At 45.0% G+C, this 23,809-nt stretch carries 23 protein-coding genes and 1 rRNA gene; 9 read left to right on the forward strand and 15 right to left on the reverse strand.

What is annotated here, in order from left to right; all coding sequences use genetic code 11:
- A 16S ribosomal RNA gene (locus V1358_RS17335) occupies positions 1-119 on the reverse strand; the annotation flags it as partial.
- Between the two features lie 640 nt (positions 120-759).
- Here V1358_RS17335 and V1358_RS17340 point away from each other — a divergent pair.
- Complete coding sequence (locus V1358_RS17340) at positions 760-1,227, forward strand: RNA recognition motif domain-containing protein (RefSeq protein ID WP_347392093.1); 468 nt, start codon at positions 760-762, stop codon at positions 1,225-1,227.
- A gap of 41 nt (positions 1,228-1,268) precedes the next feature.
- Here the strand turns inward: V1358_RS17340 and V1358_RS17345 are convergent, their stop codons facing one another.
- The 5 genes from V1358_RS17345 to V1358_RS17365 all read right to left on the reverse strand — a co-directional run bounded on the left by V1358_RS17345 (position 1,269) and on the right by V1358_RS17365 (position 7,277).
- The gene (locus V1358_RS17345) at positions 1,269-2,009 is read right to left on the reverse strand and encodes a phosphoadenylyl-sulfate reductase (protein ID WP_347394336.1); all 741 of its coding nucleotides are present in this window, start codon (positions 2,007-2,009) and stop codon (positions 1,269-1,271) included.
- A 20-nt stretch (positions 2,010-2,029) separates the two neighbouring features.
- Entirely contained in the window at positions 2,030-3,748 is a 1,719-nt protein-coding gene (cysI, locus tag V1358_RS17350) for an assimilatory sulfite reductase (NADPH) hemoprotein subunit (RefSeq protein WP_347394337.1), read from the reverse strand.
- Between the two features lie 33 nt (positions 3,749-3,781).
- Positions 3,782-5,596, reverse strand: a complete 1,815-nt coding sequence (locus V1358_RS17355) for an assimilatory sulfite reductase (NADPH) flavoprotein subunit (protein WP_347394338.1) — start codon at positions 5,594-5,596, stop codon at positions 3,782-3,784.
- A 293-nt stretch (positions 5,597-5,889) separates the two neighbouring features.
- Positions 5,890-6,273 carry a hypothetical protein gene (locus V1358_RS17360; protein ID WP_347392089.1) on the reverse strand — a complete coding sequence of 128 codons (384 nt, stop codon included), beginning with the start codon at positions 6,271-6,273 and terminating at the stop codon, positions 5,890-5,892.
- 119 nt (positions 6,274-6,392) lie between these two features.
- A complete protein-coding gene (locus V1358_RS17365; protein WP_347394339.1) occupies positions 6,393-7,277 on the reverse strand; it encodes a LysR family transcriptional regulator in 885 nt (294 codons plus the stop codon).
- A gap of 126 nt (positions 7,278-7,403) precedes the next feature.
- Here V1358_RS17365 and V1358_RS17370 point away from each other — a divergent pair, with 126 nt between their 5' ends.
- Entirely contained in the window at positions 7,404-7,973 is a 570-nt protein-coding gene (locus V1358_RS17370) for an NADPH-dependent FMN reductase (protein ID WP_347392087.1), read from the forward strand.
- 33 nt (positions 7,974-8,006) lie between these two features.
- Here the strand turns inward: V1358_RS17370 and V1358_RS17375 are convergent, their stop codons facing one another.
- On the reverse strand, positions 8,007-8,450 hold the full coding sequence (locus V1358_RS17375) for a tellurite resistance TerB family protein (RefSeq protein ID WP_347392086.1): 444 nt from the start codon (positions 8,448-8,450) through the stop codon (positions 8,007-8,009).
- A gap of 72 nt (positions 8,451-8,522) precedes the next feature.
- Here V1358_RS17375 and V1358_RS17380 point away from each other — a divergent pair, with 72 nt between their 5' ends.
- Positions 8,523-8,864, forward strand: coding sequence for a hypothetical protein (locus V1358_RS17380; RefSeq protein WP_347394340.1), 342 nt, complete (start codon positions 8,523-8,525; stop codon positions 8,862-8,864).
- Here the strand turns inward: V1358_RS17380 and V1358_RS17385 are convergent.
- The 6 genes from V1358_RS17385 to fabR all read right to left on the reverse strand — a co-directional run bounded on the left by V1358_RS17385 (position 8,861) and on the right by fabR (position 15,176).
- Positions 8,861-9,457: a hypothetical protein gene (locus tag V1358_RS17385; protein WP_347392084.1), complete on the reverse strand. Its 597-nt coding sequence runs from the start codon at positions 9,455-9,457 to the stop codon at positions 8,861-8,863. The two genes, V1358_RS17380 and V1358_RS17385, sit on opposite strands and share 4 nt — an antisense overlap.
- Before the next feature lie 84 nt (positions 9,458-9,541).
- Positions 9,542-10,141: a 3-isopropylmalate dehydratase small subunit gene (gene leuD, locus V1358_RS17390; protein ID WP_347392083.1), complete on the reverse strand. Its 600-nt coding sequence runs from the start codon at positions 10,139-10,141 to the stop codon at positions 9,542-9,544.
- Positions 10,138-11,541: a 3-isopropylmalate dehydratase large subunit gene (gene leuC, locus V1358_RS17395; protein WP_347392082.1), complete on the reverse strand. Its 1,404-nt coding sequence runs from the start codon at positions 11,539-11,541 to the stop codon at positions 10,138-10,140. Before leuC ends, leuD begins: the two co-directional genes overlap by 4 nt.
- A gap of 11 nt (positions 11,542-11,552) precedes the next feature.
- Positions 11,553-12,629 carry a 3-isopropylmalate dehydrogenase gene (gene leuB / locus V1358_RS17400; protein WP_347392081.1) on the reverse strand — a complete coding sequence of 359 codons (1,077 nt, stop codon included), beginning with the start codon at positions 12,627-12,629 and terminating at the stop codon, positions 11,553-11,555.
- Positions 12,626-14,173, reverse strand: a complete 1,548-nt coding sequence (gene leuA / locus V1358_RS17405; RefSeq protein ID WP_347394341.1) for a 2-isopropylmalate synthase — start codon at positions 14,171-14,173, stop codon at positions 12,626-12,628. Before leuA ends, leuB begins: the two co-directional genes overlap by 4 nt.
- 388 nt (positions 14,174-14,561) lie before the next feature.
- The gene (fabR, locus tag V1358_RS17410; protein ID WP_347392079.1) at positions 14,562-15,176 is read right to left on the reverse strand and encodes an HTH-type transcriptional repressor FabR; all 615 of its coding nucleotides are present in this window, start codon (positions 15,174-15,176) and stop codon (positions 14,562-14,564) included.
- A gap of 99 nt (positions 15,177-15,275) precedes the next feature.
- Between fabR and V1358_RS17415 the strand changes: the two genes are divergently transcribed.
- The 3 genes from V1358_RS17415 (at position 15,276) to V1358_RS17425 (ending at position 19,365) form a co-directional block, all read left to right on the forward strand.
- Complete coding sequence (locus tag V1358_RS17415; protein WP_347394342.1) at positions 15,276-16,406, forward strand: acyl-CoA desaturase; 1,131 nt, start codon at positions 15,276-15,278, stop codon at positions 16,404-16,406.
- A 17-nt stretch (positions 16,407-16,423) separates the two neighbouring features.
- Positions 16,424-17,857 (forward strand): Si-specific NAD(P)(+) transhydrogenase, encoded by a 1,434-nt coding sequence (sthA, locus tag V1358_RS17420; RefSeq protein ID WP_347394343.1) that lies wholly within the window; start codon positions 16,424-16,426, stop codon positions 17,855-17,857.
- A gap of 131 nt (positions 17,858-17,988) precedes the next feature.
- Entirely contained in the window at positions 17,989-19,365 is a 1,377-nt protein-coding gene (locus tag V1358_RS17425; RefSeq protein ID WP_347394344.1) for a TonB family protein, read from the forward strand.
- A gap of 48 nt (positions 19,366-19,413) precedes the next feature.
- Here V1358_RS17425 and hemE read toward each other — a convergent pair whose 3' ends face one another.
- Complete coding sequence (gene hemE / locus V1358_RS17430; RefSeq protein WP_347392076.1) at positions 19,414-20,478, reverse strand: uroporphyrinogen decarboxylase; 1,065 nt, start codon at positions 20,476-20,478, stop codon at positions 19,414-19,416.
- A gap of 622 nt (positions 20,479-21,100) precedes the next feature.
- On the opposite strand from hemE, the gene rsd reads away from it, so the two are divergent.
- Positions 21,101-21,568: a sigma D regulator gene (gene rsd / locus V1358_RS17435; protein WP_347392075.1), complete on the forward strand. Its 468-nt coding sequence runs from the start codon at positions 21,101-21,103 to the stop codon at positions 21,566-21,568.
- 55 nt (positions 21,569-21,623) lie between these two features.
- On the opposite strand, the gene fkpA is transcribed toward rsd, so the two are convergent.
- Positions 21,624-22,382 carry an FKBP-type peptidyl-prolyl cis-trans isomerase gene (gene fkpA / locus V1358_RS17440; RefSeq protein WP_347392074.1) on the reverse strand — a complete coding sequence of 253 codons (759 nt, stop codon included), beginning with the start codon at positions 22,380-22,382 and terminating at the stop codon, positions 21,624-21,626.
- A gap of 219 nt (positions 22,383-22,601) precedes the next feature.
- On the opposite strand from fkpA, the gene V1358_RS17445 reads away from it, so the two are divergent.
- Positions 22,602-23,588, forward strand: a complete 987-nt coding sequence (locus tag V1358_RS17445) for a WD40 repeat domain-containing protein (RefSeq protein ID WP_347394345.1) — start codon at positions 22,602-22,604, stop codon at positions 23,586-23,588.
- On the forward strand, positions 23,585-23,800 hold the full coding sequence (locus V1358_RS17450) for a SlyX family protein (protein WP_347392072.1): 216 nt from the start codon (positions 23,585-23,587) through the stop codon (positions 23,798-23,800). Before V1358_RS17445 ends, V1358_RS17450 begins: the two co-directional genes overlap by 4 nt.
- Positions 23,801-23,809: the final 9 nt, after the last annotated feature.

Below are 23,809 nucleotides of genomic sequence, written 5' to 3' on the forward strand. Positions count from 1 at the left end.
ATTACTCACCCGTCCGCCGCTCGTCATCTTCTAGCAAGCTAGAAATGTTACCGCTCGACTTGCATGTGTTAGGCCTGCCGCCAGCGTTCAATCTGAGCCATGATCAAACTCTTCAATTAAAAGTTTTTTGAATCCGAAGATTCGGCGCTCATTGAATTCTGATTTTGATATCTTTCGATATCGAATTGACTGTGCTGAAACAAGTAAACTTGTTTCCGTTGGTCACTCAGTTCAATTGAGACTCTAAATTTGTTTGCGTCATCTAGCGAACTAGAATCTGCTGTTAGAACTCAACCTGTACGAGTGCCCACACAGATGATTGCTTCATATTTTTAAAGAACAGTCCGGTTACCCGGTTTCGAGTTGCTTTCGCGTCTCGAGGGCTGTGCATTCTACTCAACCCTGATTTGTTGTCAACACTTAATTTTGAGAAAATTTAAAGTTTCTTAAAACCCAGTTTTACTTGACTCAACCTTCACTTCGTATTGCTTGTTTGTAAGCAGTCCGCCGTGTCGGTGGATGCGCATTATAGGGAGATCCAAAATCAGATCAACACTTTTTTTAAAGATCTTTTCCGTTCGCTCAAAATACATACAAAAAGTCTTTTTTTGATGTTTTTTCACTCAAAATTAGCGTTAGATCAACCAATATAAGCGAAGTTAACTGCTTTATCTGTTGCTATGTGAAGGAATCTCGTTAAGATAAGACTTTGCATTTTGTTAACTTAATGTTTATTTCATGTATATCTGGTAGATCACAATGACATCACCCAATCTAAAAACAATTATAATTACAGTTTGTATCGCGGCATTAGGCTATTTAGTTTTAGCTTTCGCTTTGTCAGCTTCTGCTTTTTCTTCACCTCTTTCTTTCGCATTAGGCGCATTGATCACAGGAATCGCTTTAGTATTGGCTAACAGCAATAGTAGTGGCAGCACTACCTCTAGTAATACAGAGGATGCCGACACCAAGACCTTATATGTAGGTAATTTGCCTTATCGTGCAAACGAGCACATGGTTAAAGAGCTGTTTGAACAGCATGGTACGGTATTTAGCGTGCGTCTCCTTAAAGACAAACACACAGGTAAGCGCAGAGGTTTTGGTTTCGTAGAAGTCGCAATGAATGATGCGAGCGCTATGATTTCAAAGTTGAACGACAATGAATATCAAGAGCGCACCCTAAAGGTGCGTGAAGCCAAACAAAAGCAAGACGGTAACGACGAATAAAAAAGAGGGCTTAGCCCTCTTTTTTATTTCTATATCCGCAATTAAATACCATCGCCGTCTATATGAAGTCCACATTCCCGGCCAATACCAAAGAATCTCGTTTCTTCCTCTGTCATACCTGGCTCTAGTTTTCTGGTGGTGTGCACATCTCCCATAGACACATAACCTTGCTCCCATAATGGGTGGTACGGTAAATCATGTTGGGTCAGGTATTGGTAAACGTCACGGTTATGCCATTCAATGATAGGATACACCTTAACTGTGCCACGACTGATCTCAACAATGTTCTTGTCTTGACGAGTACTTGACTGTTGTCTGCGCAAGCCACTAAACCAAGTACCGACATTTAGATCTTTTAATGCCTGTGTCATTGGCTCAACTTTATTCATTTGATTGTACAGCTTGATACCGCCTTCACCTTGCTCCCACAACTTACCGTACTTCGCTTCTTGCCATGCGGGACTATACTTAGCTTTATATACTTTCAGATTCAGTTTCAACCTATCTGTCATTTGATCTATAAATTGATAGGTTTCAGGAAACAAATAACCTGTGTCAGTTAATACAACTGGTATATCTTTTTTCACACTAGTAACCATGTGCAGCATGACAGCTGATTGGATACCAAAACTCGAGGACAAGATATGGCTGTCAGGTAAGTGGCCCACAGCCCATTCGACACGCTCAACAGCTGATTTATCAGCCAAAATTGCGTTTACATTAGCTAACTTTGCCTTTCGTGCATTGTCATCGAGCGTCAAAATGTCTTTAAACTCGCTCATTAACCTGCCCTCTTACCTATTTATGCGTGAAAGTCTGTTTTTGAGACTCTAACTTCTGCAACGATCCCCTGACGGATCACAAAATCACCGAAACCTTCATCTTGATTGCGCTCTTTTGCCCAACGTCCGATTAGTTCATCCAGTGCCTCGAGATATACCTCTTCACCAACGTTTTCCAAATACAATTTCGGAATACGCGTACCCTCTCGGTTACCACCAAGGTAAAGGTTGTACTTTCCAGGGCCTTTACCTACCAAACCGGCTTCTGCCAGCATTGCGCGGCCACAGCCGTTCGGGCAACCTACCACGCGAAGGATAATGTGCTCATCTGCGACATCATGCTTCTCAAGTAGTGCTTCTGTTTTTTCGATCAATTCAGGTAAATAGCGCTCAGCTTCAGCCATTGCTAATGGACAAGTCGGCAGTGATACACACGCCATTGATGCTTTGCGCTGCTCTGTGTGACTATCATCAATCAAACCATGCTCACGAGCGAGTTGTTCAATCACGTATTTCTGATCAGCTGGTACACCTGCGATGATCAAGTTTTGGTTCGCCGTCATGCGGAAATCACCTTGGTGGATTTCTGCAATTTTGCGACAGCCCGTTTTCAGAGCTTTATCAGGGAAATCAAGAATACGGCCATTTTGAATGAACACAGTCAGGTGATGCTTACCATCGATCCCTTCGACCCAACCAAAGCGGTCACCGCGATGCGTGAATTCATAAGGACGACTGTCTTCAAACTTTACGCCCGCACGCTTTTCAACTTCGGCTTTAAACGCATCACTGCCGAATGTATCGAGTGTATATTTAGTTTTCGCATTCTTACGATTTACACGGTTACCCCAATCACGCTGCACTGAAACCACATGCTCAGCGATTGCTAAAGTGTGCTCAAGTGGCACAAAACCAAAATCATCAGCTTTGCGCGGATAGGTATTTACGTCACCGTGTGTCATTGCCAAGCCGCCACCAACGAGTACGTTAAAACCAACAAGCTTGCCGTTGTCAGCAATAGCGACAAAGTTCAGATCGTTGGCATGCACATCAACTTCGTTGTTCGGCGGAATGGTCACGGTAGTTTTAAACTTACGTGGTAAGTAAGTCGAACCTAAGATGGGCTCTTCATCCGTTGTTTCTGACTTTTCACCATTTAACCAAATCTCTGCATAAGCGCGTGTTTTAGGTAGCAAGTGCTCTGAAATTTTTGCTGCCCACTCATACGCTTCTTGGTGCAATTCAGATTCAACAGGATTGGTGGTGCACAAAACATTTCGGTTTACGTCACCAGCTGTCGCAATTGAGTCAATGCCCACGCTGTTCAGCATTTGGTGCATATCTTTGATGTTTGGCTTTAACACACCATGGAACTGAAATGTTTGGCGTGTAGTTAAACGAATAGAACCATACATGGTCTTCTCGTCAGCAAACTTATCAATCGCAAGCCATTGCTCCGGCTTGATGATGCCACCAGGCATACGTGCACGCAGCATTACGTTGTGCAGCGGCTCAAGCTTTTGCTTCGTTCGCTCTGGACGAATGTCACGATCATCTTGTTGGTACATACCGTGGAAACGAATCAGTTGGAAGTTATCCGCAGTAAAACCACCTGTAATTTGGTCTTTGAGATCAGCTTCTATGGTACCGCGTAAAAAGTTGCTCTGGGTTTTTAGACGCTCATTGTCAGCAAGTTTCGCTTGTGGATCGTGCTTGCTATTTGGCTTGTAATCGCTCATATCAATTCCTACATTAACTGCGCTGACGGGCGCTTAATAAACATCTTTTTGATAACGGTTGGCACTGCGCAAATCTTTTAGGTATTGCTGTGCACCTTCATCGTCTTTGTTGCCAAATTCTTTAACTACATCAATCAGTGCTTGGTGAACGTCTTTGGCCATGTGATTTGCATCACCACAAATATAGAAATGTGCACCTTGCTCTAGCCATGCAAATACTTGTTCGCCTTGCTCACGGATACGATCTTGTACATACACTTTCTGTGCTTGATCGCGACTCCAGGCAACATCAACACGGCTTAATAAGCCTGATTTCAAATAGCCTTGGATTTCTGTTTGGTATAAGAAATCTTGGGTGAAATGCGGATTCCCAAAGAACAACCAGTTTTGACCTTCTGCTTCGCGGGCATCGCGCTCTTGCAGGAATGCTCTAAATGGTGCAATCCCTGTCCCAGGACCCACCATGATAATCGGTGTATTGTCGTCCACTGGTAAACGGAAGTTATCATTGTGCTCGGTAAACACCTTGATTTGTGTGCCTTCTTCAGCAAATCGGCATAAATAACCAGAACAGCCGCCTAGGTGTTGTTCACCAAAGCTTTCGAACTCGACCACACCGACTGTCAGGTGCACTTCTTCTTCCACTTCAGCTTGGCTTGACGCTATCGAATAAAGACGAGGCTGAACTTTGCGCAGGCTATCCACCAACTCTTGAGCACTTATTTTTGCAGGATTCTGTAAGATTACGTCGTAAGTTTGACGCGCTTCGATGTACTCACGCATCGCAGCTTTGTCATCGACTAAAGCTAACAGATCTGCGGCTTGTGTTAATTGCGCGTATTTTTCAACAAAACCTGGATAAGACTGAGTTAGCTCTAGCTTTTCAATCAGCGCTTCACGCAGGCTCAAAGATTCATCGCCCAGTTTGATTTGCGTTTCGCCATCTAATGCGAGCGCATTCAACACGCTATCCACCTTATTTTCATCATTAAGGAAGTAAACGCCCAACGAGTCACCCGGCTGATATTGAATATCCGACCCTTCTAGTGAAATTTCGATATGGCGCACATCTTTTGTTGAGTCACGACCAGTAATTTTTTGTACCGTTGCTAACTCTGCTGTAAATGGGTTTTGCTTGTTGAATTGACTGTGACTGGCAACACCCGCCGTTAATGGCATACTGACGACATTAGCGTCATTTTGTTGCGCTTTTAGGTCTGGCTCGAATGCATCCAACGCACCTGAGATCCACGCTTCGCTATGATCTTCGTAATCAACGTCGAGATCAGCACGCTGGTGAATTACTTCGGCTCCCAGTTTCACTAGGCGCTCTTCAAAATCTTTTGCTGTTTGACAGAAGAATTCGTAACTAGAGTCTCCCAAACCAAGTACAGCAATTTTGACGCCATCCAGCTTAGGTGCTTTCTTAGTTGTTAAGAACTCATGCAAGGTTTCAGCATCTTCAGGTGGTTCACCCTCACCATAAGTTGAAACCACAATGCTGATAAACTGCTCTTTTTTCAGTGCAGTGGGTTTGTAATCTGCCATGCTAACGAGCTTCACAGCTAAACCACGTGATTGCGCTTGCTGTTGCAACTTGGTCGCAACACTTTTCGCGTTACCAGTTTGCGAGCCATATAAAATTGTCAGGGTTGCAGCTTCGCCTGCTTGCGCGGCAGGTGCTGTTGTTAAACCACCAGCAAGTGCTGCAGTATTTGCATTGGCAGCTAGGTAACCACTCACCCACGCTTGCTGAATTGGATTTAGTTCGGCCACCAAACCTTGAAGCTTTTGCACCTGTTCGGGTGATAACGGACTGGCTGCGGCACTCAGCTGGTTTAACAACATCTTCTTTCCTCTAACCCATAGCTGTGCCCTTGTTATCGACACAGATAAATAAATTCCTACCTAGGTGAGTGAAGATTCACGGCTAGGCTATTGTGAGCATGAAGAATACCTAGATGACGGGTTATAAAAAAAGAATAGAAAATGCTTTGATATTCCATTTGGTTATTAATTTAGATTTTTTCCAAAGAAAACAGTTTATAGCCAATTGGGAAGGGGGAAGTTTTGAATAAACATTGATGGTCACAACGCCCGTAGGCGCTGCGCCAACCGCTCAAAGGAGTTTTTGAAAGAAATTAAGACTCTTGGACAGGATAAATCGTTACTTCGATACCCGCACCAATTGCAGAGATGCGTAATAAAGTATCGGCGCTGATTGCTTCATTGAAACATTTAGGTGAGTGACCAGAGTTAAACCCTAAATCAAACGTTCGACGCGAGCAGCTAAGCCATTGTTTAAGGCCCGCTTTAGAGCATGATTCAATGATTTCGCACAATTCATTAATGGCTTTATCCGGACTCATGGCATCGCTTTTTGCTTCTATGCGCGCTAATTGACGAGTTTCATCTTTGTCGTAATGCAGCACTACAGCACGTTTATCTAAATCCGCCACCAGCGCACTGATGTCATGCTTAGATTCCAACTCAAGATCAACATTAAGAAATTGAATATCTGCCATGTACGGTATTACTCCAATCAACGCATTTGCGTAAGAATTAATTAAGACCTTGTCATTGTGTCATATTGACCATGAATAACAAGGGCACACTGGGCTGTGTGCATGCGAATAAAGCGCAATTAAGCACGAAAATACTGTTTCAGTAATTGTGCAAAAGCCTGCACTTTCGCACTGCGGTGCATTTGGTGATGAGTCACCAACCAGATATCACTGCGCCAACTGAGCTCGCTTTCAAGAATAGGCCGCAACTCGGGGTACAACTTCGCGGCCTCTTTTTGCATACCACCAATACCTAAGCCTCCAGCAATAGCGCGATTCGCATCGGAGGTTTCTGACACCCGCAAAGAAATCTGCGAAGCGGGTATATGTTCATCTACCCAAGCAAAATAAGGAACGCGATTGTTGTATCCCGCGACACCGGAAATAAAGTGATGCTCTCGCAAATCAGCCAACGATTTTGGTTCGCCCATCCTTGAAAGGTATCGCTCATGAGCGAAAAGGCCAGATTCATTGCTACACAAATGTTGTGCAATATAGTCACCTTCATCAGGACGCGGACCAGCTCGCACAGCAATATGTGCTTGCCCATGGTCAAGACGCAAACGCTTTTGATCGAGCAAAATTTCAAGCTGTACATTAGGGTGCTGCTGCTGGAACTGTTCGCACACAGGAGCGAGCAAATCGATAAAGCCACTCACCGTAGTCACTAACAACGAACCTGACAAGGTCGTATCTGCCGCCATAATACTGTTGTGTAAAGACTCGAGCTGCTCATTGATTTGCTCGGCTGTGCTAAACAACTTTTGCCCTGTTTCTGTGACAGTGTAACCGCGAGCATGGCGGTGAAATAACCGCGCGTTTAAGCTTTGCTCGAGGTGATTGATACGCCTGAGTACCGTGCTGTGGTGCACGCCTAATGCTTCAGCGGCTGAAGTGAGCGTCCCTCGACGAGCCACCTCAAACGCCACTTTGATATCCTGCCAATCATTAAACTCAATCGCCATACCCTGCACCTTATGTGTATATACGCACACAAGCTTTGCGTTTTTTGCGCTTTTTTGCAAGTCGGTTTTCTATTAAAGTTACAAACACGCAAACAGTCATCATTGCATCGAATAAGGATCACTATCATGGCAAACGCAAAAATTATCGCCCTAGCAGGCAGCCTTCGTAAAAATAGTTTTAACCACGCTGTGATTGAACACGCAGCAGAGCTTGCAAAGCAACAAGGTGCTGAAGTGGAAATTCTGTCACTGGCTGAACTTGATCTCCCTATGTTCAATGAAGATGTTGAAGCACAAGGCGTACCCGCCAATGTGCAAATCCTCAAAGACAAACTGCGCAGCGCAGACGCTATTTTGTTAGCGAGCCCAGAATATAATGGCTCAATCACAGCCGTACTGAAAAATGCGATCGATTGGGCATCACGTACTGAAGCGGGCGCAGAGCCTGCATTTCGCAATAAGGTCGTGGCACTTTTTGCCGCGTCACCTGGTGGTTTAGGTGGGTTACGTGGATTAAACCACGTTCGTGATATTTTAAGTGGTATCGGCGCACTAGTACTAGGTGACCAACTGGCAGTTCCAGCGATTCATACACTTCTCGATGAGAATGGTAAAATCAGTGATGCAGGCGCAAGTGAGAAGATTGGCGGCCTAACCAGCCAGCTAGTTGAAGTAACCAGCAAGCTTAATAGCTAATTCATAAAGCGCTCGGTGGCTAATACCGAGCGCCTACTCTTGTTGAGCTGCTAGCTTTGCGCGTATGAAGTCATTGTGCGTGACATACAGCAGATCGGCTACCTTTCTAATCACATGCTCTTCATATCTATCTAACTTACCATCGGCATAGGCGAGTTGCCACAACAGCTCAAGTATTTCGATTCGTTGTTCTGCGCTGGTGTTATCGTTTATCTGCTTGGAAAAGCGGTAATAATCAATTGCGTCATCTAGACTCGAGCTTGCGTCTGACACCAAAGTGCTGGCTTCTTCGATACTGAGCCCGAAGTGTTTTTGTAACAAGGCGAGGATCATTTCCTGCTCCTGCGCTTGTAGCTCATCATCAGCTCGCATCACTTCCACCAACAGTGCCGCGACAGCAGTTTTAAAGTCAGGTACTTCATTTTCAGTGGTAACTTCATTGAACGAATTAAATAGACGCTTTAGGTTCTCTAGCATGGCAGTGACCTCGTTAAGTGTTACAATCACTGTAATGGATACGCTGTCGGCATACAACTAGAGGAACTAACCATGCGCAATTCAAGCTTACTGCTTATTCCTTGTGCTCTCTTAGCCGCTTGTTCCTATACAGCACCACCTATAGGTGAACAAGAAAAACTCTATGATTTCGACGAACGCGTGCATTACTACCAAACCAAGTTATCGAGCAAAAAGTATCGCGTCGAAGTAGTTGAAGATGGCTATCAAAATTTCCAAAGACAAAGCGTGTTTATACTGCGCCATGCTAATAACTTGTGCAAAGGACGTACCTTCACGCTCAAGGTTATTAAAGGTGTGCAGGAGTACGACCGTTTCCCTACCACACCCCGTAAATACGAACCAAACTTACTGACCGAAGTCACCTGCGACTAATCGCTGTAACCCCAAGGAGCTGTTGGTGGCGTAATTGGTTTGGTTAAATCAAAATCCACGCGGAATTCACGCCCTTCTCTGACTAAGCGATAGGTAAACTGCTCGGGATAAATATACATTTGCCATGTATTACCCATTGATTGTGGAATACCTTGGCTTATGAATAATTCTTTTGAATATTGATCGGCAGGGAATGATTGCGCATTAGCAAATCCTGCATCAAGGGTGTGGCCACCATACATGGTTGATGCATCATCACTGCCATCTTCATGGCGATGATCATGCTTCAAACTTAAACCACTACCTGTTTTAGTGATGATCCATGTGCGCGATGCATCGTCACCGACATGAAATGGGATTTGTAGCTCGCGGTCGTTACAACGGCGAACATGCATCACTAGCTTGGCATCGCTAAAGCTGCTTGGTCCAGCGTTATCGACTGTTACCTGCCCTTCATAGGCTTTACCACAATGCGCTTTGATGTTGTTAAAAAACGCGTCGTGGCTGGGGATCGATACCAAAGGCGCTGGTCGCGCCAAAACACTCGCACTTAAACAAAAAAGCGTGGCAGTGGCTGCAAAAGCTAATTTCATTAGATTCATCCATAAAGATATAAAGCGCTATAGTAGCGCTTTATATATCGAATGTGCGAACAATTGCGATGAGGCCCGCAGATGCTATTGCCAAGGACGTGCTTCGTTCAATTGTTTTTCAAACGCATCGATTTGCGGATTATATTGCTCAGTCACACCAATAAAATCGAGACCGCTTAGCAAACGCTCTTTGATATCAGCACGCACCTCGAAGTAAATTGGTTCGAATGCATCGCTGTGCAGCACTTGGTTTTGCAAATCGATATCAATGTTTAAAGGCGCATCGCCTTGTGCCAAAGCAAATAACCTGTCGAGTTGTTCACTTGATAAAGCAATCGCCAGCATTTGGTTATTGGCACAGTTATTAAAAAAGATATCGGCAAAACTTTCGGCAATGATGATGTCAAAACCGTATTGCTTTAACGCCCATGGCGCGTGTTCACGAGAAGAACCACAACCAAAATTGTCGCGGCTGAGCAAAATCGTAGCACCTTGATAGCGCTCATAGTTCAACACAAACTCTGGATTCGGTTCACCATTTTCAAGGTAACGCCAATCAAAAAATAGGGCTTTATCAAAGCCATCGCGGCTGGTCGACGTTAAAAACTGCTTCGGAATAATTTGGTCTGTATCCACATTGTTTTTATCCAACGGTGCCACTAAACCACTGTGGTAACTGCTCATTGGGCTTCTCCTTGAATATCTACAAAGCGACCCGCAATCGCTGCCGCTGCAGCCATAGCAGGACTCACTAAATGAGTGCGCCCACCTCGACCTTGGCGACCTTCAAAATTACGGTTTGAAGTTGAGGCACATCGTTTACCCGGCTCTAGGCGGTCATCATTCATCGCCAGACACATAGAGCAACCCGGCTCACGCCACTCAAAACCAGCGGCTTTGAATATATCCGCCAAACCTTCGTCTTCCGCTTGTTTCTTCACAAGGCCGGAGCCAGGTACGATTAAGGCTTCAATGCCTGAGGCTACATGTTTACCTTGAACAATGTGCGCCGCGGCACGCAAGTCTTCAATACGACTGTTGGTGCACGAACCAATAAACACGGTATCTACACTCACATCACTGATTTTTTGCCCGGGTTGTAAATCCATGTATTTCAGTGCATTGCGAATTGCATCGGCTTTAATTAAATCGGTTTCTTTGTCAGGGTCTGGGATCACATCATTCACGCCAATGACCTGCTCGGGGCTAGTACCCCAAGTGATCTGTGGCTGAATTTCCGATGCATCGAGCTCAACCACCTTATCAAATACCGCACCGTCATCGCTGCGCAAGGTTTGCCAATAGGCAACTGCGTCAATAAAATCCTGACCTTTAGGCGCAAATGGACGCCCCTCTAGGTAGGCATAGGTTTTCTCATCCGGCGCGATAAGGCCCGCTTTTGCCCCCATTTCAATGCTCATGTTGCACAGGGTCATCCTCGCTTCCATCGACAGCGCCTCAATGCCCGTGCCACAGAACTCAGCTACATACCCCGTGCCGCCTGCCGTGCCCAACTTACCGATCACCGCCATTATCAGATCTTTAGCAGTAACGGTCGGACGTAGCACACCATTGACTTGGATTTTTAACGACTTGGCTTTTTTCTGCTGCAATGTTTGCGTCGCAAGTACATGCTCAACTTCTGAGGTACCAATACCATGCGCCAGAGCACCAAAGGCACCGTGAGTTGAGGTATGACTATCACCGCAAACGATTGTAGTACCCGGCAAGGTGATCCCTTGTTCAGGGCCCATTACATGAACAATACCTTGATTAATCGAGTTTAAATCATATAAAACGATGCCAAAATCTTCACAGTTTTTTGCTAATGCCATTAGCTGATTGCGTGAAACTTCACTGGCTGCGTCTAACGAACGGCTCTTTGTAGAAACATTGTGGTCCATGGTTGCAAAAGTTTTCTCAGGGCAACGCACTGGGCGATTCTTTTCACGTAAGCCCGCAAACGCTTGCGGAGAGGTCACCTCATGTACAAGGTGACGGTCAATATAAAGCAAGTCTGTCTGCTCATTGATTTTGGCAACCGTATGCGCCTGCCAAATTTTGTCATATAGAGTATTTGCCACGACCCGCTCCTCTAAATACGCTCAACAATGGCATTAGCCACGTCACGCGTGGTATACCCTGCATTCGGGAAGATATCCGGCGTTCCTACACCGGCGGCTACCGCTTCGGCCACGGCCTTTTCAATACGTCTTGCTGCTTCATCTTGACCCAATGAGTAACGAAGCATCAGGGCCGCGCTCAAGATTTGTGCGATTGGGTTGGCCACTCCTTTGCCCGCGATGTCCGGCGCCGAGCCACCGGCTGGTTCATACAAACCAAAACCAGACTGATTAAGACTCGCTGATGGCAATAATCCCATTGAACCGGTGATCATCGCACACTCATCAGAAAGTATGTCGCCGAACAAGTTATCGCACAGCAACACATCAAATTGGCTAGGCTGTTTCACTAGCTGCATCGCAGCATTATCGATGTAGATGTGATCTAAAGTCACATCTGGAAACTCTTTACTTACCTCATTCACTACTTCACGCCATAGCACGCTAGTTGCTAATACATTCGCTTTATCAACCGAGGTAACATGATTATGACGCAAACGCGCCGCTTCAAATGCGAAACGTGCAATGCGCTCAATTTCTTTACGCGAATAAGTTTGCGTATCAAACGCAGCTTCCTGTTCTCCCTCACCACTGCGACCTTTCTCGCCAAAGTAGATACCGCCAGTTAGCTCACGTACACACAAGATATCAAAGCCATTAGCACTGATATCTTGGCGTAACGGCGATGAACTACTCAATGCAGGCAATAACTGTGCAGGACGCAGGTTACAGAACAGGCCAAAATGCTTACGTAGCGGCAGCAAAGATGCACGTTCAGGTTGTTGCTCCGGAGGCAAGTTTTCCCACTTGGGACCTCCAACCGCGCCGAACAAAATGGCATCGGCTTGCTCACAGGCAGATAGCGTCGGGGCTGGAAGCGCTTCACCAAATTCATCGATAGCACAACCACCTACGGCGTGATGATGCAGACTCAAGGAAAAACCGAATTCTTTACTTGTTGCGGCTAACACTTGCTCTGCGGCAGCCATGACTTCTGGACCAATACCATCACCTGCTAATACGGCGATGCTGTAATTCTTTTGACTCATCCTGCTTTCCTTTGTTGCTTTAAGCTAGACACCTGTTGTGCCCGATGAATAATGTTGTAAACGCGCACCATGGCATGGACAGATGCTTCGACAATGTCTGCCGCAAGCCCTGCACCGTGGTATGTGCGCCCTTGGTATTTGGCGATGATGTCAACTTGGCCGAGTGAGCTTGCGCCTTGCCCTGTTGCATCAAGGTTGTATTCAATCACTTCGACTTCCATTCCCGTTAAGCGAGCCAAGGCAGCAAAAGAAGCTTCAACAGGCCCGTTACCCGTGGCGGCTTCTTGCTTTTCCTCGTCACCAATTCTCAAACCAATCGTAGCGCTGGCCACTGACTGAGAATTAGAAGCGGAGTTCACAAAATTAAGTTGATAGTGGTCGTCTTTATCACGGATTTGATTGAAGTAAATCATGGCTTCAAGGTCATAGTCATAAACCGTGCCTTTTTGGTCAGCCAACTCTAGAAAGCTTTCATATAAGCTATCCATGTCATAGTCATCAGCTTGATAACCTAATTCGCTTAAGCGATGTTCAATAACGTGACGACCCGATCGCGAAGTCATATTCAATTGATTATTTGGAACACCCACACTTTCCGGCGACATAATTTCATAGGTGTTTTGCGCTTTAAGCACGCCGTCTTGGTGGATGCCTGAGCTGTGTGCGAAGGCATTTTCACCCACAATAGCTTTATTAGGTTGCACAGGCATATTGCAAATCTTTGCCACTTGGCGCGAAGCGCGGTAGATTTCTTCGCTGCGAATATCGGTATGCACTTTTAAGTGGTCTTGGCGCATCTTCATGATCATCGCCACCTCTTCTAACGAACAGTTCCCCGCGCGCTCACCAATACCATTGACCGTACATTCAATTTGGCGCGCCCCCGCTTGCACTGCTGCAATCGAGTTAGCAACTGCCAACCCCAAATCATTGTGGCAATGTACACTCAATCTCGCCTTATCAATATTCGGCACATTGTTCATTAAGTGATGGATCATCGCTGCGTATTCGTCTGGCGTCACATAACCCACGGTATCTGGCAAGTTGATGGTGTTCGCACCCGCATCAATCGCACGTTCAACAATGCGACATAAGTCGGCATGAGGAGTTCGACCAGCATCTTCACATGAGAATTCAACATCGTCAGTATAGTTACGGGCTTGTTTAATCGCTTTAACCGCCATAGCCGTGGCATCGTCTAACGACATTCTTAATTTATGCTCTAAATGCAAAGGAGAAGTGGCGATAAAGGTATGAATACGACCACGCTCAGCGGGCTTAAGCGCTTCACCACAGGCTTCAATATCTTTTGCAACCGCGCGAGCTAAGCCACATATGACTGGTTTGCGTACTTCGGTTGCAATTCGCTGCACCGCTCGGAAATCAGCAGGACTGGAAACTGGAAAGCCCACTTCCATTACATCCACATTCAGACGGCTAATTGCATGCGCGAGTTGTAGCTTGTCATCTTCCGTTAGACTCGCTTTTAGCGCTTGCTCACCATCTCGTAATGTGGTGTCGAAGATCCATACCTTGTCTTGCATTGTTTGTCCTCATTCTCAGTGCCAGATGCACAAATAAAAAACCCCGCTCAATGCGGGGTCTTATTATTGTGTGTTTATACACAGCTATAACACTACGCCCCGCGATGATGCTCAATGAGCAGCAGGTTAAGTAGAAGTGTAATTAGCTGAGTAAAATGCATCATGTGTGTTCTTTATTTGTAAAGCTGGCTAATTTTTATCATTAACCCGAGCACACTGGCAAGCATAAAAATTCCCGAAAAACGGTTAAAGCAGGAATTTTGTAGGGTTTATAATTCCCAAATAAGACCGAACATGAATTTTTAATGCAGAACAAGCAAACAAAACACAGAGACTAGCTCTGTGTTGATGGAAAATGGTGAAGACTATTTTATTTTCGAGCTAGCAACTAACTGTTGGTTTTTTGCGCGTAATGGTTGCCACCGAAGGAAATATAACGCAGTTGCCAAATCAAGCGTTCAACCAACTCTTCGCGGGAATGCCCCTCAAGATCCAACGCTTCAGCACCGGATGTAAATACAATTGTCACCATGGCTTCTGCTTGCATATAGGCATGATGACTGTCACAGCCCGTTTCATTTTCTAAGTAATGGGCAAGTTCGAGAATAAAGTGCTTAATCTCTCGGGCAACGGCTGAACGAAATGCTTTTGATGTGCCAGAGCGTTCACGCAACAACAACCGAAATTGGTTTGGTTGATTGTCGATAAATTCCATAAAGGTTAAAACAGACGTAGAAATAACACTGCCGCCACTGGCAATGCGTCTTCTAGCTTGGCGCATTAACTGGCGTAATGTTAAGCCAGCTTCATCAACCATGGTTAATCCCAACTCATTCATATCTTTGAAATGTCGATAAAAAGAAGTGGGTGCAATGCCAGCTTCGCGAGCTACTTCACGCAGACTCAAGTTTGAGAAGCTATGTTCAGCACTGAGCTGATTGAACGCCGCTTCTATCAAAGCTTGACGTGTTTTCAATTTTTGCTGGGCACGAACTCCGGCCATGGTTGCCACCTAAGCGATTAAAAACTCAAGTCTAATACTTGACGCTGAGAGATTGAACCTCTATTTTAGCGTACAGTTGTACGCTGAGATTAAATTATCATGAAAAAAGCTCCTATTTTATGGGTCAATGTGCTGTTCTTCAGTATCTCTTTTTTGGCCGCTATCACCCTTGTTCCTTGGTATGGGATGACCTATGGATTCACTAGTTCGCATTGGATAGCGTTTATTGCCTGTATGTTTTACGCGGGGCTTTCGATTACCGCCGGTTACCATCGCTTATGGGCACACAAAACTTATGAAGCGCACCCAGTTATTGAAGTTATTTTTGCTTTGGGTGGTGCGTTTGCACTGCAAAACAGCGCGCTGCACTGGAGTAGTGACCACCGCATTCACCACGGTAAAGTAGATGACCCAATAAATGATCCCTATGCCGCAACCCGAGGTTTTTGGTATAGCCACATCGGATGGATGTTACGAGACTATCAAGGCGAGAAATACAGTGATTACAGTAACGCCCGTGACCTACAAAAAAACAAGGTCGTCATGTGGCAACACCGTCACTATATGAAGCTTGTGGCGCTAATGAACATTGGCCTGCCGCTAACATTAGGAATGATTTTCGGTGATGTTATCGGCATGTTGTTACTCGCTGGCTTATTGCGCCTAGTGCTTTCGCAACACTTCACTTTCTTTATCAACTCACTGGCGCATATTTGGGGCACTCGTCCATACACGGAAAAGAACACCGCACGAGACAATGCCTTTTTAGCCTTCCTAACCTACGGCGAAGGCTATCATAACTTCCATCACATTTTTGCCAGTGACTATCGCAATGGGATCCGTTGGTGGCATTACGACCCAACGAAATGGATGATCCGTACGTTTGCCTTTTTAGGACTTGCGAAAAAGCTTAAGCGCACACCAATTGAGCGTATTGAGCAGGCCAAAGCGCAAACGCTTATGGCTAAAACGCAAGTAAAATTGGCCGCATTTGAAAGCGCACAAGACAAACTCGCTCTTTTGCAAAACGAATATGATATGTTGCTGAAAAAATTGCAGCACTTTTGTCATGTACAGAAGCAGGTTATTGAAGCAAAAAAGAATTCAATGCTGCAACAATGTGAAAAATCCGCTTTAATGAAGCAATACCATGAATTAGAAAGTGCCTGGCAATTACAAAAGCAAGCTTGGTTAGAACTAAACTCGCGCTTGCGTAAGGCACATTGTTAATGCCCCAAGGAGTCACCGTGGCAAAGCAAAAAGCAAGCAAGCATATTCAGCCTGAAGCGTCATATAATTATGACGCTATTATTATAGGCACAGGTCCTGGCGGTGAAGGTACCGCCATGAACCTTGCAAAAAGTAATAAGAAAGTCGCTGTCATTGAGCGTCAACGAGATGTGGGCGGGGGCTGTGTACATTGGGGAACTATTCCTTCAAAAGCGCTGCGTCACTCAGTCAGTCGTTACATTGAGTACAAAGCTAATCCACTGTTTCATATCAATGAGCGACCGGGCCGACTGACCTTCCCTGATATCTTAAAGCACAGCAGCGCGGTGATTTCTAAACAGTCGAGTCTACGTAGTAGCTTTTATGAACGTAATCGCATAGATCTATTCCAAGGTGATGCCAGTTTTGTTGATAAACACACCATTAATGTGCGCCATCAAGACGGTTCCTTTGAGCAACTTACGGCACCAACCATTGTTATTGCCACAGGCTCACGTCCGTATCGTCCGCCTGAAATAGACTTTACTCACCCACGCGTCTACGACAGTGACACGATTTTAAACCTGCAGCATGACCCACAACGCATTCTTATCTATGGTGCGGGCGTTATCGGTTGTGAGTACGCCTCTATCTTTAAAGGATTAGGCACAAAAGTGGACTTGGTTAATACCCGCGATAGGCTCTTAGCGTTTATGGATGATGAAATTTCCGATGCGTTGAGTTACCACTTCTGGAATAGCGGGATTTTTATTCGCCATAATGAAGAGTTTGAACGTGTTGAAACACGTGATGATGGCATCATCATGCATATGAAATCGGGAAAACGTGTCAAAGCCGATTGCTTGTTATTTGCTAACGGCCGAACAGGTAATACAGACACATTGAACCTTGATGCCGTTGGCTTGAAGTCTGATAGTCGTGGCCAGCTCCGAGTAAATGAAAGCTATCAGACTGAAGTAGACAACATTTACGCCGTGGGTGACGTTATCGGCTACCCGAGCCTAGCCAGTGCAGCCTTTGACCAAGGCCGTATCTGCGCCGATGCAATTGTTCATGGTCAATGCAGTGAAAAGCTGATCATTGATATTCCGGCTGGTATTTACACTATTCCGGAAATGAGTTCAGTGGGCAAAACAGAACAACAGCTCACAGCAGCAAGAATTCCTTATGAAGTGGGCCGTGCTCAGTTTAAGCACCTTGCTCGCGCTCAAATCGCAGGCACAGACGTAGGCAGCTTGAAGATTTTGTTCCACAGTGAAACGAAAGAAGTGCTTGGCGTGCATTGTTTTGGCGAACGTGCTTCTGAGATTGTTCACATCGGCCAAGCTATCATGGAACAAAAAAATGGTGGCAATAATGTTGAGTACTTTGTGAACACTACGTTCAATTATCCAACAATGGCCGAAGCGTACCGCGTTGCGGCACTTAATGGCTTGAATCGCCTCGTTTGATATAGATTAAATAACGAATTCATATACTTTAAAAAATGAGCCAATGGCTCATTTTTTGTTATTCATCCCTTGTTCAACTGTAAAATTCTTGTAAACTCGGTGATATAAGAAGAAAAAGTAGGTAAAAGGGAATGAAAATTCGTACTTTTGGTCTATGTACTGCGCTAAGTTTGGCTAGTTTTGCCACGTTCGCGGATTACTCCAGTGCTATGAAAGACTTAAATAATTCAGAATATGATCAAGCATTTTCTGAATTTCAAAAGCTTGCCCATCAAGGTCATGCTAACGCCATGTATGAACTGGCGAAAATGTATGAGCAAGGTTTAGGCACGAAGCAAAACATTTACGATGCTTTTTCTTGGTATATGTTAGCGATCGACTATGGAAATGAAGAGGCTAAAGAAAACTACAAAACCATTCGTAGCCAAATTCCATCGCGCAAAGACGGTAAAGACCGATACAAAGCGCTCGCTTTTGAATATGGCTATGATAAGCACCAAAGCTTATTAGCACCCGTTCGTGATAAGTCTGGCCATGATGCTCGCTATATCACGGTGAAAAGTAAAGTCGCGCCAAGTTACGGCGAAAGCTCTTCATCTTTTAGTGCATGGTCAACAGTAAGCTTTGACGTAAACCAACAAGGCAACGTGATCAACCCTCGAGTTATCGCCTCATTCCCTAAAGACGTTATCGATGCTGCGGCACTCGAAGCAATTTCGCAATGGCAATTCAATGTGCCAAATGACTACAGCGGTGAGCCACAAGCTGTCTTCGATTTAACGCACACCTTTGAGCACAAAGCATCAAAAGGAAACTACCGCCGCGAATATGAAGATCAAAAAGTTGAGTACGCTGGTAAATTGAAAGCTCTAGCTGAAAAAGGCAATAACTATGCGCAAGCTCGTTATGCCATGATGCTAGAAGCCGATCTAATTGAAGGCAGCACCGACGATTACCTTGATTGGTATTATCGAGCAGCTGTAAACGGTAACTACGATGCTCAATTGTGGCTAGTGCGTTGCTTTGAATACGGCACTGCCTGTAAAGCTGATAAAAAGAAAGCCTTTAACTGGCTTGAGGTTGCGAGCGACAGCGGTAATGAACGTGCCCAGTATCAGCTCGCTAATAAGTTATTGGACTACGAAACGGTCCATTACAACTTAGAAAAGGCCGCCCAAATATTAAAAAAAGCAACGCACAACCAATATCTGCCAGCGATGATTGCTTACGCAAAACTTCTGGCCTTTGCAGATAAAGAGTCAATTCGTGATTACGAAGAGGCGGTGAAATACGCCGAGCTTGCGCGTGCCGAAGCTCCAAATAACCCAGTGCTGCTATCGGTATTAGGTGTTGCCTACAGTGAGCTGGGTCACATGCAACAAGGTGAAAAATACCTAAAGCAAGCCTATGACGAAGCAAAACGCCGCAATTGGCCAACTCAGAACTACCTAGAGTTAATGGAAGGGCGCGCATCAATGATGGCAAACGGCACAAGCCTTATCTACTAATCATATTTAGCTAATAAAAAAGCCCGCATCAGCGGGCTTTTTTAATTATTACTTGTGATATTGCGCACTCAATTCATGCACTGCGTTAATAAACGCACCAGCATGCTCAGGGTCTACATCAGGTGTAATACCATGGCCTAGGTTAAATACGTGGCCACTGCCACTACCAAAACCAGCCAAGATAGAGGCTACTTCTTCACGAATGCGCTCAGGAGAAGCGTGCAGCATCGATGGGTCCATATTACCTTGCAGCGCAACTTTATCGCCAACACGACGTTTAGCGTCGGCAATATCGATAGTCCAGTCTAGACCTATTGCATCACAGCCTGTTGCCGCGATTTTCTCAATCCACTGACCACCGCTCTTTGTGAATAAAGTCACAGGCACTTTACGACCGTCATTCTCGCGAATTAAGCCATCAACAATCTTATGCATGTAACGCAACGAGAACTCTTCATAATCGCGAGGACTCAATACCCCACCCCAAGAGTCGAAGATCATGAGTGATTGCGCACCCGCTTTCACTTGTGCATTGAGGTAACTAGTTACTGAGTCAGCAAGCTTGTCCAGCAATAGGTGCAGGGTTTTGGGCTCTGCGAAGGCCATTTTTTTAATCTTGCCGAATGTTTTGCTACTGCCACCTTCAACCATGTAAGTTGCTAGTGTCCACGGCGAACCTGAGAAACCAATTAACGGCACTTCGCCTTTTAGTTCACGGCGAATAGTGCGCACGGCATTCATTACATAACCCAGCTCGTCTTCTGGATCTGGGATAGCAATTTTAGCTACGTCTTCGTAACTAGAAACTGGGCGTTCAAATTTAGGACCTTCACCTGTTTCAAAATACAAGCCTAAGCCCATCGCGTCTGGAATCGTTAAGATATCACTGAACAGAATAGCCGCATCTAGTGGATAACGACGAAGCGGTTGCAATGTTACTTCACAGGCAAGTTCAGCATTCTTACATAAACTCATAAAGTCACCAGCCTGGCTTCGTGTTGCGCGATATTCAGGTAAATAACGACCTGCTTGACGCATCATCCATACCGGTGTTTTATCAACTGGCTGCTTCGCTAAAGCGCGTAAGTAGCGATCATTTTTCAATTCGCTCATGGCGTAACTCTTCGATTCAAACTCAATTGCCGATAATTCTACCACAATCAAACTTACGGATGATGAAATAGATCATTGAAATGCACATTCACGAAATAAAAAAGACTCACAAACAGCGTATAAATACCTAAAAGAGTAGACAGCACCCTACAGATGCGCAGCAGAACATTCAATTGAAACCAATTAAAGATGCAACAAATGCATATTTGTTAATTATTAACAACACCTTACAAAAGCATGAAGCATATTGAAAAAGCCCGTAATTACGGCTTTTGTAGCGAGTTTAGGTGGGATAAAAATGTTTTTTCTATAAAAAAATGTAAATTTTTTTGTTAAAAAACTTGCAAGCCTTATACGACCTTGGTATAACTATTGCCGTTCTAGAGAATAACAATAAAAAGTTAGAACAAACAAAATAAAAAGAAGCTCGCTTGACGAGACTGCTAAAGAAATTCGGCCACCCTTGCGGTGGCTTTTTCTTTTTCTGATAACCACTCTCACCCCTGTCCCCATTAACATTCCATGTTATCAATTGAAACAATTATTTAGCAAAAATAGGTTGACCTTTGAGCGATATTTCCTTTTTATAGGGGTATAGCCAACCGGGGGGTAGGAGAAAAAGATGTTATCACAGTTGGAACAGGCACAAGAAAAATGGGGCGGCAGCCACAGCGTCATAGACAAATGGTTAGCAGATCGCCAAGAGCTACTCGTGCAATACTGCGGCTTAGCTGGCACACCTCATCACGCGAAGCACGATCAGGCACTGCCTGAGCAAGCAAGTATCCAATGTTTTTGCCAATTGCTAATGGATTATCTTTCAGCAGGGCATTTCGAAATCTATGATGACATCGTCAAGCAATGTGAAAATCGTGGTGAAGACAGCCTAAAACTAGCGCAGTCTTTGTATCCTCAGATTTCAGCAACAACCGACATTGCCCTAGACTTCAACGATAACTATGCAGAAACCAAAAGCGATGATTTGTTAGAGAACTTCGACAATGACTTATCTAAGCTGGGTGAAGCGCTTAGCACTCGTTTTGAGTTAGAGGATGAACTAATTCACAACCTCTACACTAATCACACTTAATTCAATACGCACAAAAAAGCCCCGCTCGAGAGCGGGGCTTTTTTTTAACTACCGATTACTCAGAATCAGCAGCTTCTGTTTTAGGCTTAACGATTTCAAGCAACTCAACTTCAAACACTAGTGTTGAGTTTGCAGGGATCTTACCTAGGTCACGTTCGCCGTATGCAAGCTCTGAAGGAATAGTGAACTTGTATTTTGCGCCTACAGGCATTAACTGAAGACCTTCAGTCCAACCTGGGATAACGCGGTTAAGCGGGAAGCTAGTTGGTTCGTTACGAGAGTACGAGCTGTCGAACTCAGAACCGTCTAGTAGCGTGCCTTTGTAATGTACTTTTACTGTGTCAGTTTCAGCTGGCTTTTCACCTTCGCCCGCAGTTAGGACTTCATATTGAAGACCAGACTCAGTCACTGTAACGCCCTCTTTCTGTGCGTTTTCAGCTAAGAATTTTTCGCCTTCTGCTTTGTTCTTTTCAGCAGCCGCAGTTGCAGCTTCTTGTTGCTTAGTGCGAACAGACGCATCAAGTGCAGTTAGCACTTCACGAATTTTCTCTTCGTCTAGCTTGCTCTCGCCTGCTAGCGCATCTTGGAAACCACGGATCATAAGCTCTTGGTCAAGCGCGATGCCTAATTCTTTTTTATCAGCCATGTCTTGATTTAAGTAGGTACCAACAGACGCGCCAATACCGTATGCTTGCTGCTGTGCTTCAGTTTCTAGTTTTACTTCTTTTACTTCTTGCTTAGCAGCTTCTTGATTACACGCTGTTAGGGCCAATACTGACGCCGCAACAAGCGATAGCTTGATTGTTTTCTTCATACTTATCTCCAGCAACATAAGGTTGCCAATTTTGGGTTACAAAACTAAATTTTGAATAACAGCATCAAAACAGATTTGAGCTAATATTCCAACTCCAGCATGAGGCTGTTTTTCTAATTACTTTAATGAAATAATTAGAAAAATATCCTTGATTCAATTGAATCTCAACACCTAGTCTAACTGCTACAGACGGCAGAGTTAAGGGACACCTGCAAATTTATGAGAATTATTCGCACACTGATCGTTACATCCTTGATAAGCCTCACAATTGCATGCCAACCACAGCAGTCTGACGCTATCAAACAATACCCCCACGCCGCCAGCGGTGCGTATGATGCCGCGCTGACAAGTGATGGTCATTACAGCCTCGTCTCTACAGTAGAACATGGTGTCGCTGTGTGGGACAATCAAGTCAATGCACTAAAATTTCAATGGTATCTCAGTGAAGATGAACAGAATCTTGTTATTGCCCTGGATATCGCCCCCGATGGCAGTGCTGCTGTAACGGCAACCAAAGAGCAGTTTGCTGTTTGGGACATGGCAACAGGTAAAAACCGCGGTTATTACCAAATCGACAAATCTCACATTCGCGACATCGCCATTAGTAAAGAGGGACGTTACGTACTTTATGGCCGTGCCGATGGTGTAGCTGTTCACGTGGATTTGCAAACAGGCAGAAGAATCGAGTTTTTAGGTCACCAAGAGAAAATCAATGCTGTAGCCCTATCCCCTAACGGCTTTTACGCCCTTACTGGCGGTAACGACTACAGTGCCTATTTGTGGGATACGCGTTCCGGTCAAGTTGTGTATCGCTTTAACCACGCCAGTCGCGTAACCCAGGTGGCGTTAGACCCACAAGCGCGTTTTGCATTTACGGCAGGCAGTAAAAAGCAAGCGATTATTTGGGATCTTACAACAGGTGCGCAACACAGCAATTTGCAGTATATTGCCCGCCAGAAAATCTTCAGTGCCGTGCGTTTCTCAGATGACGCTAAATGGCTCGCTACTGGTTCACCAAGTAGAGAGCTTGCGTTGTGGAACATTGACACTGGAGAGCGTGTTTTAGACTACCTTGTAGCGGCGCGAGAGCACAGCCAACCCAAATCGGCAGTGGTGTTTGCTGTAGCGTTTACAGGTAACAATCAGTTGATCACTGAAAGCTCAAGTGGTCTCTCTGAATATTTTGAGATTAAGAGAAGCAAATGAATAACCTAGAAGCACGTATTGAGAGCCTTGAAGCTAAGGTCTCTTTTCAAGACGAAACGATAGATATACTGAACGACGAGCTAAAAGCTCATCAACAACAAATGGCTAAGATGCGTCGCCAAATGGAGTTACTTGGCGAAAAGCTAAAAGAAGTACAAGGCGGTTCGTCAATCATGCCGCAGGAGCAAGAGCCACCCCCGCCGCATTACTAAGTTGAGTGA

Origin of the sequence: Pseudoalteromonas pernae, from assembly GCF_039831865.1 — a bacterium.
Classification (GTDB): domain Bacteria; phylum Pseudomonadota; class Gammaproteobacteria; order Enterobacterales; family Alteromonadaceae; genus Pseudoalteromonas; species Pseudoalteromonas pernae.

Coding starts and splice junctions, on each gene's coding strand:
- leuA (WP_347394341.1), bottom strand. CDS start 14,173: ATGCAAGACAAGGTATGGATCTTCGACACCACATTACGAGATGGTGAG.
- V1358_RS17445 (WP_347394345.1), top strand. CDS start 22,602: ATGAGAATTATTCGCACACTGATCGTTACATCCTTGATAAGCCTCACA.
- hemE (WP_347392076.1), bottom strand. CDS start 20,478: ATGAGCGAATTGAAAAATGATCGCTACTTACGCGCTTTAGCGAAGCAG.
- leuD (WP_347392083.1), bottom strand. CDS start 10,141: ATGAGCAGTTACCACAGTGGTTTAGTGGCACCGTTGGATAAAAACAAT.
- V1358_RS17415 (WP_347394342.1), top strand. CDS start 15,276: ATGAAAAAAGCTCCTATTTTATGGGTCAATGTGCTGTTCTTCAGTATC.
- V1358_RS17370 (WP_347392087.1), top strand. CDS start 7,404: ATGGCAAACGCAAAAATTATCGCCCTAGCAGGCAGCCTTCGTAAAAAT.
- V1358_RS17425 (WP_347394344.1), top strand. CDS start 17,989: ATGAAAATTCGTACTTTTGGTCTATGTACTGCGCTAAGTTTGGCTAGT.
- V1358_RS17375 (WP_347392086.1), bottom strand. CDS start 8,450: ATGCTAGAGAACCTAAAGCGTCTATTTAATTCGTTCAATGAAGTTACC.
- leuB (WP_347392081.1), bottom strand. CDS start 12,629: ATGAGTCAAAAGAATTACAGCATCGCCGTATTAGCAGGTGATGGTATT.
- V1358_RS17345 (WP_347394336.1), bottom strand. CDS start 2,009: ATGAGCGAGTTTAAAGACATTTTGACGCTCGATGACAATGCACGAAAG.
- V1358_RS17355 (WP_347394338.1), bottom strand. CDS start 5,596: ATGTTGTTAAACCAGCTGAGTGCCGCAGCCAGTCCGTTATCACCCGAA.
- fkpA (WP_347392074.1), bottom strand. CDS start 22,382: ATGAAGAAAACAATCAAGCTATCGCTTGTTGCGGCGTCAGTATTGGCC.
- V1358_RS17380 (WP_347394340.1), top strand. CDS start 8,523: ATGCGCAATTCAAGCTTACTGCTTATTCCTTGTGCTCTCTTAGCCGCT.
- V1358_RS17340 (WP_347392093.1), top strand. CDS start 760: ATGACATCACCCAATCTAAAAACAATTATAATTACAGTTTGTATCGCG.
- V1358_RS17385 (WP_347392084.1), bottom strand. CDS start 9,457: ATGAAATTAGCTTTTGCAGCCACTGCCACGCTTTTTTGTTTAAGTGCG.
- cysI (WP_347394337.1), bottom strand. CDS start 3,748: ATGAGCGATTACAAGCCAAATAGCAAGCACGATCCACAAGCGAAACTT.
- V1358_RS17360 (WP_347392089.1), bottom strand. CDS start 6,273: ATGGCAGATATTCAATTTCTTAATGTTGATCTTGAGTTGGAATCTAAG.
- V1358_RS17450 (WP_347392072.1), top strand. CDS start 23,585: ATGAATAACCTAGAAGCACGTATTGAGAGCCTTGAAGCTAAGGTCTCT.
- V1358_RS17365 (WP_347394339.1), bottom strand. CDS start 7,277: ATGGCGATTGAGTTTAATGATTGGCAGGATATCAAAGTGGCGTTTGAG.
- rsd (WP_347392075.1), top strand. CDS start 21,101: ATGTTATCACAGTTGGAACAGGCACAAGAAAAATGGGGCGGCAGCCAC.
- fabR (WP_347392079.1), bottom strand. CDS start 15,176: ATGGCCGGAGTTCGTGCCCAGCAAAAATTGAAAACACGTCAAGCTTTG.